Below are 12,484 nucleotides of genomic sequence, written 5' to 3'. Positions count from 1 at the left end.
GTACTATTATACCTATGTCGGGGATGGACAAAGAGTACAAAAAAATAAAGAAAACGGTTACATTTGTTGCTGTATTTTTGTAAATAGTATGTTAAAATAGGAAAACAACGATCCATAACCTTAAGGATGGAGTGATCAGGATGAGTATCGTTGCCGGTCTGTTCGTATGTGCTTTTGTGTATGTTATTCGTGCCTCTCTCGTCCATTCCGGTGAAGAGGATTGGCGGAGTTATTAATTGTATTTATAGAATGACGAAGCTATGTGCAACGAAGCACATCCTCTTCATATGTTAAATTGATAAAATGACGCTTATTTTTAGCGTCATTTTTTGTTTTTTGTTATAATACGGGTGTATATTTATTACCATAGCACAGAAAGTTGGAGGAAAAGTGAACCCTAGCCTGAGCATTTATGACAACCTTGGGGGCGCGGAAGGTATTCGTGCTATTATTGAGGCCTTCTACCCGAGAGTTTATAAAGATCCGTTGTTAAGTCCCCTGTTTCCTAAAGACATGGAACCGGTTAAGGAAAAGCAGTTTATGTTCCTGAGCCAGTTTTTTGGAGGACCGTCCCTTTTTTCTGATGCATATGGTCATCCAATGTTACGTGCGAGACATATGAAGTTTCCCGTAACGGAGGAGCGAGCAGAGGCATGGTTGTCTTGTATGGCAGGTGCGTTAACGGATACGGGCATTGAGGAGCCGCTTCGTTCCATCATACTTAACCGTTTGTCTGGTCCTGCGCATCATTTTGTAAATACCCCGTAAGCTTGCGGGGATTGCCGAATTTTGGAGAGGGTTGTAAAAACATTGGAACTTGAACCGTTATATCAGATTAAAATCACCTGCACACATTGTGAAGAAGAATTTCAGACATCTCGTGTCAGACCAAGCCTAAAGAAGGCCATTCGTACAGATTCAGATTTTTGCGCTTATTATAAGAATGAAAATCCGGATTTTTATGTCGTAAGGGTCTGTCCTCATTGTGGGTTTACCTCGACAGAGCACTCTACCGTTCAGTTAAGCGATCAGCAAACCAAGATTTTTAGAGATAAAATCGGTAATCGCTGGCAGTCTCGCGAATATGGCGGGCATCGTAGCTGGGAAGAGGCATTAGAAACGTATAAACTGGGTTTACTCTGTGCCCAGGTCATCGGAGAAAAGGAACGCGTAGTAGCCAGTCTATTACAGCATATCGCATGGATGTACAGATACCAGGGAAATGAGGAGCAGGAGCTTCGCTTTCTCAAATTTAGTCTGGATTCTTACGTTCGGGTTTATGAGCTGGAGGGTGTCGGGGCGAATAATGCCAAACTGCTGTATCTGATTGGTGAATTGCATCGACGTACAGGGAACTTTAACGAAGCGGTACGCTGGTTTTCGCGTGTCATTAATGACAAAAAGATTATGGATGCAGCCATGATCCGGGCTTCCCGCGAACAGTGGTCTGTACTGCGAGAACAAATGATGGCTAAAAATTTCCAACTGCCGGAGGAAATGCAAGACGCAAGCTCCTCCTGAAGAAATAAAGGTGTGCACTATGGCCGATTTAGGCTCATGGTTCACACCTTGTTTGTAAAACGGGTTATATTCTCTTACAACTCATGAATTAATGATGACGCAATGTGGTATCTGACAGCAAATAATCGTCATCACAATCCACTAAAGTAACCTTGTTATGGCAACATGGAAACACAAGCAGCTTTTTCATACCTTCGTGTATGAGCTTAAGTTCTTTAGGCTTCAGGGGCAGCAATACATTATCATGGTCGCAAAACGGACAAGACTGTACATAAACGTCTCCCATGACGATGTCATAAGGCCAGGTTTTATGAAAAGGGATCATGATTTGTCCGATTCTCCGCCGTTCGGGTCAGCGGTTTCTTCTTTAGCCAGTTCGGCCAGCTTTTGCATCAAAATGTGCTGGGGTGTATGCATAAGGTGTTCCAGCGGAATACCGAGCTTTTCGGATAATTTCACAGCCGTTTCCGGCGAAATTTGTAAGGGTCTCATTCTGTTTTCCTCCCAATTGTAGTGATTTACTATCACGATGTAGCTTTATTGTATATGAAACCACATGAATTCGCCAAAAAAGAAAGGTGGAACTATTATGAAAACACCGTTAAAGCAAACATGGGATCTGGAATCTATTTTTAGCGGAGGGTCTTCCTCTGCCTCATTCCATGCATTTTTGGAAGAATTGGAAAGCAAGGTCCAACAGCTGCAGTCCCAGCTTAAAGCAGCTAAAGTACCACAAACGGTATTGGATACCGAGCGTCTGGATAGTGTATTGAGTAGCATCCAGGAGCTGTTTAATGGCGCGTCGCAGGCGGGTTCCTTTGTCTCTTGTCTAACTGCTCAAAACCAGCACGACAAGCTGGCTGTTCAACTGGGGGCGCGTGTCAACACGCTGTATGCCCAAGGGAAAAGTGCTTTAGTATCTTTCCAGAACTTGCTGGCACAAACCAGTGAAGACATTTGGCAGAAATGGATGGAGCGCGAAGCTATCCAGCCGATTTCTTTTGTCCTGAACGAATATCGGAACGAAGCACGTGAAAAAATGGCTCCTGAGCTGGAAAGCCTTGCATTGGATCTGGCAGTGGATGGCTACCATGGATGGGGCGACTTCTATGATACCATTGTCAAAAATATGACGATCCCTGTACCAGAAAATGGCGAGATCGTAAACCTGTCTGTAGGTCAGGCAGCTAATAAGCTGGATGAAGCAGATCGCAGCGTACGTAAAGATGTGTTTGCACGTTGGGAAGAGGCATGGGCTCAGGTAGAGGACTATTGCGCGGATACATTGAATCATTTGGCAGGCTTCCGTCTGAAGCTATATGAAAAACGAGGCTGGACAGATGTGCTTAAAGAACCGCTGGAAATCAGCCGTATGTCCGCACAAACGCTGGATACGATGTGGCAGGTTATTAATGAAACAAAGCCTATTGTAGTTAAATACTTGGAGCGGAAAGCAAAGCTGCTGGGCTTAGAGAAGCTGTCCTGGCATGACGTTGAAGCTCCGCTGGGAACATCAACCACTAAAATCCCATACGACGATGCTGCTGTAACGATTGTTGAGCAATTTGGTAAATTTAGCTCGAGAATGGCTGACTTTGCCCAAATGGCTTTTGAGAAAAGTTGGATTGAAGCAGAGGATCGTCCTGGCAAACGTCCGGGTGGTTTCTGTACATCTCTGCGTCTAAGCAAAGAGACCCGTATTTTTATGACCTATGCCGGATCACCATCCAACGTTTCGACACTGGCCCATGAGCTCGGACACGGTTATCACCAGAATGTGATGAATGAATTGCACCCATTGAATCAAAATTATGCCATGAACGTAGCTGAGACGGCGTCGACGCTGGCAGAACTTATTGTATCAGATGCTTTGCTGGAAGCTGCCGAGGGTCAGGAGAAGGTAGCTTTGCTGGAGGATAAAATTCAGCGTGGTGTAGCCTTCTTTATGAACATTCATGCCCGTTTCCTATTTGAAACCCGTTTTTACGAGTTGCGGAAAAAAGGAGTCGTAGGAGCACAACAATTAAGCGAGTTGATGGAACAAGCGCAGCGTGAAGCGTTTAGTGGTATCCTGGATGAGGCTCATCCTCATTTTTGGGCATCCAAGCTGCATTTCTATATTACGGACACTCCTTTCTACAACTTCCCGTACACATTCGGGTATATGTTCAGTGCAGGAATTTACGCTTTTGCGAAGGAAAACCCTGACGGCTTCGCCGACCAATATGATGCCTTGCTGCGTGATACAGGTCGCATGACAGTCGAAGAATTGGCTTCCAAGCACTTAGGTACCGATTTAACACAGGCTGACTTCTGGCGTAATGCTGCGCAAGTTACTGTTCAGGATATTGAGCAATTTTTACAAATGACAAAATAACGGATTTACACTTTTGAAAGGTCTCCTATAAGGGAGGCCTTTTTTGTAATTTTTACAGAAGATGATGAACAAAGTCGCAAAATGTCGAAGTGTAATTAACATTACCTGTTGGCGAAATTTAAAATGATGGATATACTTAGAAAATAGTTATAAATACCCAATTATGTTGGTTTTGATTGTAAGGTTAAAAATCTTCGCATATAATTGAGCCGTAAGACCTATTAATTATTTTCGGACAAGGTATATAGGAGGGTTTTTGTAATGGATGAAGTAGGTCAATTGTCGTTGGCAAGGCAGATGGATATCGTTTTAAAAGAACTGGATAATGAACTGGCGGGTTTGTCGTCAGGCATCGTATTTGTACAAATACGTAACAATGTAGTTGGGAAGTTTGGGATTCGCCATAATCCGCTTGCAGGTAAGGGTGGCACGTTTGCAGCAGTAGAACCGGGGTTATCAGCAAAGCATCGGGAGGATTTTCGGCGTATGGCCCTAGAAACGCTAAATCATAAGCGTAGCTGGACTCATGGTGAGATTGCTTTCGATTTTGCTATCAGACAAGGAACGATTTTGGTAGATGCAACACTGGAGTCCAACTACAACATGGCGAATCTCATGATCCGCTACAACAAGCCTACATACCGAGCGGCTAATTCGGAATAATCATCAATATGAGGATTTTGCAAAATCCTAATTTAAAAAAGAGAAAAGGCGGCCTTCCTAGGGAAGACCGCCTATGTTATATGCCCGTTATAACGCATTTTGGTAAATTACGATGAACGGAATGCTCATGTGGAATAATGACGCTTATTGACCTGAACGTCCTGATAATTGCTGTTCGGCCAGCTGTACCAAGCGTTTAGTGATATAGCCTCCCAGAGAACCAGCTTCACGGGATGGCATGTCACCGTAGTAACCGTCTGCCGGAATGGTGATGCCCAGCTCTTGTGCAGCTTCATATTTCAATTGTTGCAGTGCGTTGTTGGCTTGAGGAACAACAAGGTTGTTACTGCGACGACTTCTGCCTTGATTAGCTTCATTCATGTGTAGTCACCTCCTTCGGCTGTGATGAGGTTAGTATGCGACAGAGTTATGAAAATATGCGCCGAAGGAAGGAAAGTGACTAGAGGGAAATTACGGATATATGATATGAATCTGAGTTTTGAGATCGATGGATTGCTTAGGCTCCAGACGGATCAGCCCGCCTCCTTCAACAGGATCAGGTAAATTAGGAGCATCTGACAGCCAGGTATAAGGCTCAATGCAAAGATACTGATCGCATTCACCTTTGGTGTATAACACCCAATACTTAAAGTATTGCTCATCTGCTGTGTAGCGGATTTGATAACCATCATCACGAGTCAAAAGAGCTACAGCAGGGCCTTCCGTTGCCCGCAGCAACGTATCTAGATTCGTTCCTTTCAGAGAAAGACCCGAAGAGAGCTGTTCCAAGTCATTCAACGAAGTAATGATACCTGTAGGTAGCTGTTCAGCATCCTGTTCATATACGCCGTTTACAGGTAGCTTTAGGCGCCAGCGCTCAGGTTCTCCGTCCACCATAAACCAAGTGTGATATCCCAAGCCAAATGGGGCTGCTTTTTCACCCAAATTGGTTACGCGCAGTGTTTGACTTAATATAGCACCCTGCAAGCGATACGTCATCTCCAGACGCAAAGGAATGGGGAATTGTTCCATCCAGTGCGGATCACTTTCTGTCAAAAGCTCGGTAGTGACACTGCAACCTTCTTCATCCTCTTCAATATCACTGCAGCGCCAGGATTGATTACGATGCAGACCGTGTATATGGTTGTCATTGGCTGTATTTCGGTCGAACTGGTAAGGAATACCGTCAAACTCAAATTGTCCTTTGCGAATTCGGCCAGGAGGAATCAAAATGGGCAAGCCAAAATGATAAGGCTTTTGTAAATAAAAAGCCAATTCTTCCTCACCGGGCCGACGTACGATATCCCTGTCGAGCTTCAGATCACGCACTGAGATAATATTATTCCCGAGGCGAGGGATCATCGTAACCTCCAGTTCACCACTATGTAAAACATACGTGTCGTAACCGTTCCAGTGTTCTTTGGTCACTTGTTTCATATCCATGCTCCTTTGTCCACTATAATCGGTTGAAGCTTCGTGTCATTATGATAACAGATTTTTGATCGTAGGGCACAATCGTCATTTGACAATAACATTATGCGGAATTATCATTAATGTAGTTTAGAAAGTAATGACATGGATAACGCGATGATGAGGACAAGTAAGCTTTCGCATAAGCTCTTCAGAAAGCCGGTGGTGGATGGGAACCGGTGAGCCTGCATTGCTGAATGGACCTTGGAGTGCCGCACAGAACAGGATTTTACAGTCCTCAGTATGACGGCCGATTGCTCCCCGTTAACGGAGCTTTAAGATTGCAATCAGTCATGGCGCATAGCTCCGATAAGCAAAGGCTGACGGCAATGAATAAGGGTGGTACCACGGTCTCGCGTCCCTTGAGGATGCGGGGCCTTTTTGCGTTCTAAATATTGAAATAATCGGAGGAGGAAGAGTATGAAAACTGTACTTTCAGGTATTCAGCCTAGTGGACAACTTACTTTGGGCAACTACATTGGTGCAATGAAAAACTTTGTCAAATTGCAAGAGGATCACCAATGTTACTTTATGGTTCCAGATCTTCATGCGATTACCGTACCGCAGGAACCAGCTCAATTACGCGAGCAGTCGGAGGCGGTAGCGGCATTATTTATTGCAGCGGGTATTAACCCAGAGAAATCCAACGTCTTTTTACAATCCCATGTTCCTCAGCACGCTGAGCTGGGATGGTTGATGACAACACTGACGAATATGGGCGAGCTGGAACGTATGACTCAGTTTAAGGACAAGGCTGCTGGCAAGGATTCCGTAGGAGCAGGGTTGTTCGTATATCCGTCGTTGATGGCAGCTGACATTTTGCTCTACAACGCGGATCTCGTCCCGGTGGGCGAAGATCAGAAACAGCATCTGGAACTGACACGGGATTTGGCTGGCCGCTTTAATCATCGTTATGGAGATTATTTTACAATTCCCGAGCCGTATATCCCTGAAGTAGGGGCAAGAATTATGTCCCTGGATGATGCATCCAAAAAAATGAGCAAGAGTAATCCGAATGCAGGCAGTTTTATTGCGCTACTGGACGAACCGAAAGTCATACGCAAGAAAATCAGCCGCGCTACGACCGATTCTGGCAGTGAGGTTAGATATGATCTGGTCAATAAACCTGAAATTAGTAATCTAATGAGCATTTACAGCCAGTGTTCCGGTTTGTCGCTCCAAGAAGTGCAGGATCGTTATGAAGGCCAAATGTACGGGACATTTAAAAAAGAACTGGCAGAGACGGTTGTGGCTATGCTTGAACCGATTCAGCAGCGCTATCGCGATATCCGGGAATCCGGTGAAATTGGACATATTTTGGCCCAATCCGCAGAGCGTGCACAAGAAGCTGCTGAAGTCACGCTGTCTGCGGTCAAAGAGCGCATGGGCTTTCTGCCACGTCTACGCTAAAGCATATTGAGGCGAAACGAATTAGGCCTTTTATAGGATTGGATTAGGAGCGGCGTTGTCGGGCTTTGACCACGAAACCCCAGCCAATATTGCCGACAGATAATAGCCCCAGTAGAATGGCAAGCCATGCGGAATAACTGATGGATATAGCGGCTGCGGTCAGCAGGACAATGGATGAAACGGCGAACCATAGGGATAAACCTTTGCTCATTGGTAAAAACCTCCAGTGTTCGAATGTTGAATTTCAGGAATAAGTAGTTGTAAGCGAGCCATAATAATCTTGCAAGCTTGCAATGAACCTCACTCACAAAGAACTGAAAGGAGATTCAAATATGAGCAGACGTCGTTCAAACAACCTGCAAGTACCGCAGGCCAACGCCGCTTTACAACAATTAAAATATGAGGCAGCTCAAGAACTTGGCATCACCATCCCTCAGGACGGTTACTTCGGTAATGTTGTTTCCCGCGAAACAGGTTCTCTTGGGGGATATATTACGAAAAAGCTAGTCCAACAAGCAGAACAATCCTTGTCGGGCAGCAGCCGTTTGCAGTAATACACATAAACACTCCATCTTGGAAGCTGTATTATGAGCAACTGTCATGAAGAAAATCCGGAGCGATCATGCTCCGGATTTTTTTTACGCATGGCTTATGACCATTGTGAATCACGCAAGTCCGCTTCGTCAAGAGGGCGCTTTCATGAGATGTGATTTTTGGCGCGAATGGCCAAAAAAACAGCAAGCTCCCAGATTAAAGGGGAACTTGCTGTCTCTTGTTCATACGGCTGGTTGTTAGCTTGTAAGCAGATTTTAATTCGTATGCAGGGAAAGGCGTTTTTGCATCTTTTCGTCACTGAGCCATCCGATATAACTGTTGATCAGCCCGAACTGCTTATCCATCGCGACCACAGCCACGAATGGATATTGTCTCCGGTGTCGATACCTGACGTCTCCCCATCGCACAATATAGCCCCATTCCAGTTCTTCCACCTCGGCAACGGCAAAGGAGGAAAAATAGCGAAATGCCTGCACATCGCGATAGGATTTGGATGCTTCTACGGCAGGATGTGTGGATGGAATTGCGTGTTTCGTCCAAAATAAGTGCGAGCCATTTAATCCGCCAATGTCATAACTTCCATTCTGATGAGCTTTTACCACATGCCACCGGTTCCATGATACGGTGGGAATGATATAATAATTGTCGCCCTCCTGACGCTCGTTGTCCATATTACGTACCGCTTTTCTGGTAATAAAATGACTCCAGGTTCGCCAAATGTAATACAGGCCAATAATGACGTACAGCGTAATAAATAAGGGAGCGGGTGGAATCAATCCGGTGATCCACAGCATAATCGCAGCAACATGGGTGCCAAAAATAAAGGGATCGAAAATATGGATGATATTCCAAGATATCCACTTGTTTGTAAACGGCCGGAATGCCTGTGTTCCGTACGTATTAAATAAATCTGTGAATACATGCAGGCAGACGGCAATCGTTACCCATAATGCTACATGACCTGGGGGCACATCTCTGAAAATCAGGCAAATTAGCCCTGTTATGGACAAGATCCATATCAACCAGAAGGGAATTGAATGCGACAGTCCACGGTGATTGCGAATGTAGGCTGCATTATTTTTCAACCGAAGCAAAGTGTCAAAATCCGGAGCTTGTGACCCTATAACTGTAGCGAGCAGCACCACTGCGGCCAACTTTGGATCTCCGGCGACGACAGGGTCAGTGTAGGCCAGACCGGCCAATCCGATTCCCATGACAAAGTGTGTGGCTGTATCCATATCTGTCGCTCCTTTTGTATTGTTTCCTGTACTTATTACTACCCAAATTTACTGTAAACGATCAGCAGGGGCGATTTGCCATCGGAATTGTGAACGTTTTGTGCGTTTTCTGTCAAACTTTTTGGGGTAGGTATATGATAAAATTTATATCGGAGTTCAACTTACTCCCGAATTCATACATCTCTAAGGGGGAGTTACTCACAATGGATAATATAAGTTATAAGACTTCTTCGGATGCGGCTACCTATTCTGTAAAATCTAAACCACCCGGCAAAGCGGGCACTTGGAAAGATTTTATTACAGTTACCAAGCCAGGCATCCTTCGTACCAATCTGGTTGCAGCCTTTGGTGGTTTTTGGTTAGCATCGCAATGGGACGTTGACTATATAAAGCTAATTCTTACACTTTTAGGTACAATGCTAGTTATGGCGTCTTCTTGTGTTTTTAACAACTATTTTGACCGTGAGCTGGATTTGAAAATGGAGCGTACACGTAATCGCTCACTGCCAACAGGGCGTCTGACCCCTACAACGGTGTTGTCATACGCTATTATTTTGGGTGTTGTAGGGTTAGCTGTTCTATTCTTCTTCTCTGGTGTAAAGGCAGGGTTACTGGGATTACTTGGTATGTTCGTCTACGTCGGTATTTATACACTTTGGTTAAAACGTTCATCTACATGGAGTACATCCATCGGCGGTATTTCTGGTGCAATGCCTCCTGTAATTGGTTATGTGGCCGCTTCGGGTCGTATTGATATGGGCGCTTGGCTTTTATTCGCTCTCCTGTTCTTATGGCAGCCGCCTCACTTCTGGGCACTTGCTATTCGCAGAGTTGAGGAATATCGCGCAGCAGGATTTCCGTTGTTGCCAGTCGTAAAAGGTATCCATCGGACAAAGATTCAGATGATTCCTTATATTGTATTGCTGATTCCGGTACCCATCCTTATGTATGCTTATGGATATGCCGGTATGATTTTTATGATCGTGTCCGTGTTACTGTCCGTGCTGTGGGCATTCTATGCCTTTAAAGGTTTTACGATTAAGGAAGAAGAAACGGATTCCTGGGCCAAAAAAGTATTTTTCTTTTCCATTAACCATCTGACACTCAGCTTCTTGCTGATGATCGTCGATACGGTTCATAAATTCTAATGTCATTTTAGAGGCATTTTATAGTACACCATATAGCTGTCCAACAGGCATGAAAGCGGCCTGAGGACAGCCTTTTTTGTTATTCAAGACTAAAGAACAGGTGGCGGGTATATAATGTATTCTTCCAATCCTGCTTTTTCCAATTGAGCGATCACATATTCGTCTGGAGTCCCTTCTACGCCAGCGTATCCTTTGCGGGTATACATATGGTAGGCATCTGGAAAAGAGTCTGCAAGCACACCCCTTATTTTTTTCCCTGAGCTGTCATTGTCCATAAATAAATATATTTCGTCGTGCTTGGCTCGCTTGTGGAGGGATTCCAGTTTTATAGAGTTTAGTGTGCCGAAGGTGCATAAAATGTGAACCTCCGGGTCAAGTAATCGGCGAAGTTTGCTGCGGTCATTTTTCCCTTCGACGATCACGGTTATCGCCATTTAAGCTCACCCCTTGTCTGATACATATGCTCGAAATTCCCCGGGAAATGAAGAATATGAGTATAGTGTAGCTCCAAATAGGGTTCTCATGCAAAAAATAACAAAATAGCCTGCCAGAAGTGGCAGGCATGGGTACAAGGGACAACATGTTAGGGCAATTTAGACATTAAAACCAGCAAGTACGGAGAATGATGACGAGCAGAATATAAAGAACAAGAATGGTGCCAGTTGAAGTTCCAAAAACAGGGCAAGGGCTTACAGGATGACAGTGGCTCACAGGCTGCACCTCCCTTTATTAGTGAATGTTCAGTCAAAATAGTCTATGTGGATAGGGGTATAGTGTACTGTGCATCTGCCCTCTGGAACGGCATTTTGGGCTTTAAAGATAGCATTTTAGCATACCCACTGCCTCAGACTAGCTAGGAATGATAAGGTCCTGTGGCAGACAGTGGCGGTGTCGGAGATATGCGCTTAACGGGAACGAATAGCAGGCCAGCCATCAGAATCAGAAATGCGATAAAAAAAGGGGATATGTGATCCGGAAGCTGACCCGCCAGTACAGGCCCGGCAAAGGAGCCGATTGACGTTGCAATGGATTGCAGGGCAAAGGTTTTGCCCAATCGAGCACCTCCAATTCGTATGAAGAGAGAGGCCAGCGCTGGAAAAATGATGCCTTTGGCTGTTCCCAAAATAAACAGGATGATGCCTATTGTCGCTTCGGGCGTGGTGGCGAGTGCATAGAAGCTTAAAGACATCAGAATAATGCCACAAAGTAGCCTTACCATCGGTGAATATTTGTTCAGAAAAAGCAAACTAAGCGTACAGAGTGCTCCCAAACTGATGATGGAAAAAAGCAATCCGGTGGACATCATGGACGCAGAACCGTTATTTCGTAATGGGATCTCATAAAATAAAATGCCTTGTGCGCACGCCAAAACAAAAGGTAAAAGCAGGTAACGCCAATTGAATGGTAACCGCGTCTGTGCTGCCGAGAGTGGAGCAGGTGTCGTATGACCATCAGATAATTGGGCCTGCGGAGCGGGTGCTTTTTTGGGTAAGGTGAAATAAGCCATAAGCCCCGTGATTACGAGAATGATGCCAAGGGAACTAAATGTCTCGCTAAAGCCAAAACTGGCTACGATAAATGCGCCTGCGGCTGGAGACAGAACAGAGGCCAACGTATGGACGACACCATGCCCCGACATATATTTACCCTGCGTAACCGGATGATCAGACAGTTGCGCCAGCATGGCCAGACAGGCTGGAGATAAAAAAGCCAACACATAGCCACTAATCGCACGCAGAAAAAGTAATTCCCACGGTGTATGGATGTACGATTGAATGATCAGGATCAGGCCTGCAGCTGTCAGGCTGAACATAATATATCGGCGACTGCCGTGTTTGTCGACTTTGGGACCTGCCATCAAATTGCCAGGCAGGTGAGTCAGAGAGTAAATCCCCATCATCCAACCGATAAAGGTAGGAGCTGCCCCCAGAGAGATGGCGAATGGCGTCAAAATAGGATATTGCGCATGCAGATCAAAAAAGGCAATGAACAAAAAGAGATACAGCCAGAGGGCTGTTTTCATGTGAATGACCCCCTTTCCCTAATGTAAACTTTCATGTTACTTCGTATTGGCCCTTCCTAAGTTGTACGCTGGATTGGAC

General features: G+C 45.1%; 15 protein-coding genes and 1 pseudogene. 7 read left to right on the top strand and 9 right to left on the bottom strand.

The window, feature by feature from the left end; genetic code table 11:
* Positions 1-390: 390 nt before the first annotated feature.
* Positions 391-768, top strand: coding sequence for a globin domain-containing protein (locus tag ACWA2B_RS13465; RefSeq protein WP_029518198.1), 378 nt, complete (start codon positions 391-393; stop codon positions 766-768).
* A gap of 21 nt (positions 769-789) precedes the next feature.
* The gene (locus ACWA2B_RS13460) at positions 790-1,521 is read left to right on the top strand and encodes a DUF2225 domain-containing protein (protein WP_049817024.1); all 732 of its coding nucleotides are present in this window, start codon (positions 790-792) and stop codon (positions 1,519-1,521) included.
* 88 nt (positions 1,522-1,609) lie between these two features.
* On the opposite strand, the gene ACWA2B_RS13455 is transcribed toward ACWA2B_RS13460, so the two are convergent.
* Positions 1,610-1,846, bottom strand: a complete 237-nt coding sequence (locus ACWA2B_RS13455) for a hypothetical protein (protein ID WP_023990206.1) — start codon at positions 1,844-1,846, stop codon at positions 1,610-1,612.
* Positions 1,843-2,013, bottom strand: coding sequence for a YycC family protein (locus tag ACWA2B_RS13450; protein ID WP_014277894.1), 171 nt, complete (start codon positions 2,011-2,013; stop codon positions 1,843-1,845). Before ACWA2B_RS13450 ends, ACWA2B_RS13455 begins: the two co-directional genes overlap by 4 nt.
* Positions 2,014-2,110: 97 nt before the next feature.
* On the opposite strand from ACWA2B_RS13450, the gene ACWA2B_RS13445 reads away from it, so the two are divergent.
* Both ACWA2B_RS13445 and ACWA2B_RS13440 read left to right on the top strand, forming a co-directional pair.
* A complete protein-coding gene (locus ACWA2B_RS13445; protein WP_449292285.1) occupies positions 2,111-3,898 on the top strand; it encodes a M3 family oligoendopeptidase in 1,788 nt (595 codons plus the stop codon).
* A gap of 261 nt (positions 3,899-4,159) precedes the next feature.
* On the top strand, positions 4,160-4,561 hold the full coding sequence (locus ACWA2B_RS13440; RefSeq protein WP_013311862.1) for a hypothetical protein: 402 nt from the start codon (positions 4,160-4,162) through the stop codon (positions 4,559-4,561).
* A 144-nt stretch (positions 4,562-4,705) separates the two neighbouring features.
* On the opposite strand, the gene ACWA2B_RS13435 is transcribed toward ACWA2B_RS13440, so the two are convergent.
* Both ACWA2B_RS13435 and ACWA2B_RS13430 read right to left on the bottom strand, forming a co-directional pair.
* Positions 4,706-4,942: an alpha/beta-type small acid-soluble spore protein gene (locus ACWA2B_RS13435; protein WP_013311861.1), complete on the bottom strand. Its 237-nt coding sequence runs from the start codon at positions 4,940-4,942 to the stop codon at positions 4,706-4,708.
* A 90-nt stretch (positions 4,943-5,032) separates the two neighbouring features.
* Positions 5,033-5,998 carry an aldose epimerase family protein gene (locus ACWA2B_RS13430; RefSeq protein ID WP_449292296.1) on the bottom strand — a complete coding sequence of 322 codons (966 nt, stop codon included), beginning with the start codon at positions 5,996-5,998 and terminating at the stop codon, positions 5,033-5,035.
* Positions 5,999-6,451: 453 nt separating this feature from the next.
* Between ACWA2B_RS13430 and trpS the strand changes: the two genes are divergently transcribed.
* On the top strand, positions 6,452-7,441 hold the full coding sequence (gene trpS / locus ACWA2B_RS13425; RefSeq protein ID WP_340886354.1) for a tryptophan--tRNA ligase: 990 nt from the start codon (positions 6,452-6,454) through the stop codon (positions 7,439-7,441).
* A 43-nt stretch (positions 7,442-7,484) separates the two neighbouring features.
* Here the strand turns inward: trpS and ACWA2B_RS13420 are convergent, their stop codons facing one another.
* Entirely contained in the window at positions 7,485-7,652 is a 168-nt protein-coding gene (locus ACWA2B_RS13420) for a hypothetical protein (protein ID WP_007431986.1), read from the bottom strand.
* Positions 7,653-7,773: 121 nt separating this feature from the next.
* Here ACWA2B_RS13420 and ACWA2B_RS13415 point away from each other — a divergent pair, with 121 nt between their 5' ends.
* Positions 7,774-7,995, top strand: coding sequence for an alpha/beta-type small acid-soluble spore protein (locus ACWA2B_RS13415; RefSeq protein WP_013311857.1), 222 nt, complete (start codon positions 7,774-7,776; stop codon positions 7,993-7,995).
* Between the two features lie 255 nt (positions 7,996-8,250).
* On the opposite strand, the gene ACWA2B_RS13410 is transcribed toward ACWA2B_RS13415, so the two are convergent.
* The gene (locus ACWA2B_RS13410) at positions 8,251-9,234 is read right to left on the bottom strand and encodes a metal-dependent hydrolase (RefSeq protein WP_029518205.1); all 984 of its coding nucleotides are present in this window, start codon (positions 9,232-9,234) and stop codon (positions 8,251-8,253) included.
* Between the two features lie 203 nt (positions 9,235-9,437).
* Here ACWA2B_RS13410 and cyoE point away from each other — a divergent pair, with 203 nt between their 5' ends.
* Positions 9,438-10,382, top strand: coding sequence for a heme o synthase (cyoE, locus tag ACWA2B_RS13405; protein WP_013311855.1), 945 nt, complete (start codon positions 9,438-9,440; stop codon positions 10,380-10,382).
* A gap of 89 nt (positions 10,383-10,471) precedes the next feature.
* On the opposite strand, the gene ACWA2B_RS13400 is transcribed toward cyoE, so the two are convergent.
* The 3 genes and pseudogenes from ACWA2B_RS13400 to ACWA2B_RS13390 form a co-directional block, all read right to left on the bottom strand.
* Positions 10,472-10,816: a toprim domain-containing protein gene (locus ACWA2B_RS13400; RefSeq protein ID WP_029518206.1), complete on the bottom strand. Its 345-nt coding sequence runs from the start codon at positions 10,814-10,816 to the stop codon at positions 10,472-10,474.
* Positions 10,817-10,982: 166 nt separating this feature from the next.
* Positions 10,983-11,051: pseudogene (locus ACWA2B_RS13395) on the bottom strand (YjcZ family sporulation protein); the annotation flags it as partial.
* Positions 11,052-11,235: 184 nt separating this feature from the next.
* Positions 11,236-12,405, bottom strand: a complete 1,170-nt coding sequence (locus tag ACWA2B_RS13390) for an MFS transporter (protein ID WP_029518208.1) — start codon at positions 12,403-12,405, stop codon at positions 11,236-11,238.
* Between the last annotated feature and the right edge of the window lie 79 nt (positions 12,406-12,484).

This window comes from Paenibacillus sp. CMM36 (assembly GCF_053570945.1).
Note: the sequence above shows the minus strand (reverse complement) of the source record. Positions and strands in the feature narration are given on the sequence as shown.

Bases quoted from the DNA above. Each gene is read 5' to 3' on its own strand.
- ACWA2B_RS13415 (WP_013311857.1), top strand. From the start codon at position 7,774: ATGAGCAGACGTCGTTCAAACAACCTGCAAGTACCGCAGGCCAACGCC.
- ACWA2B_RS13445 (WP_449292285.1), top strand. From the start codon at position 2,111: ATGAAAACACCGTTAAAGCAAACATGGGATCTGGAATCTATTTTTAGC.
- ACWA2B_RS13450 (WP_014277894.1), bottom strand. From the start codon at position 2,013: ATGAGACCCTTACAAATTTCGCCGGAAACGGCTGTGAAATTATCCGAA.
- ACWA2B_RS13410 (WP_029518205.1), bottom strand. From the start codon at position 9,234: ATGGATACAGCCACACACTTTGTCATGGGAATCGGATTGGCCGGTCTG.
- ACWA2B_RS13430 (WP_449292296.1), bottom strand. From the start codon at position 5,998: ATGAAACAAGTGACCAAAGAACACTGGAACGGTTACGACACGTATGTT.
- ACWA2B_RS13390 (WP_029518208.1), bottom strand. From the start codon at position 12,405: ATGAAAACAGCCCTCTGGCTGTATCTCTTTTTGTTCATTGCCTTTTTT.
- ACWA2B_RS13455 (WP_023990206.1), bottom strand. From the start codon at position 1,846: ATGATCCCTTTTCATAAAACCTGGCCTTATGACATCGTCATGGGAGAC.
- ACWA2B_RS13440 (WP_013311862.1), top strand. From the start codon at position 4,160: ATGGATGAAGTAGGTCAATTGTCGTTGGCAAGGCAGATGGATATCGTT.
- ACWA2B_RS13420 (WP_007431986.1), bottom strand. From the start codon at position 7,652: ATGAGCAAAGGTTTATCCCTATGGTTCGCCGTTTCATCCATTGTCCTG.
- cyoE (WP_013311855.1), top strand. From the start codon at position 9,438: ATGGATAATATAAGTTATAAGACTTCTTCGGATGCGGCTACCTATTCT.
- ACWA2B_RS13400 (WP_029518206.1), bottom strand. From the start codon at position 10,816: ATGGCGATAACCGTGATCGTCGAAGGGAAAAATGACCGCAGCAAACTT.
- ACWA2B_RS13435 (WP_013311861.1), bottom strand. From the start codon at position 4,942: ATGAATGAAGCTAATCAAGGCAGAAGTCGTCGCAGTAACAACCTTGTT.
- trpS (WP_340886354.1), top strand. From the start codon at position 6,452: ATGAAAACTGTACTTTCAGGTATTCAGCCTAGTGGACAACTTACTTTG.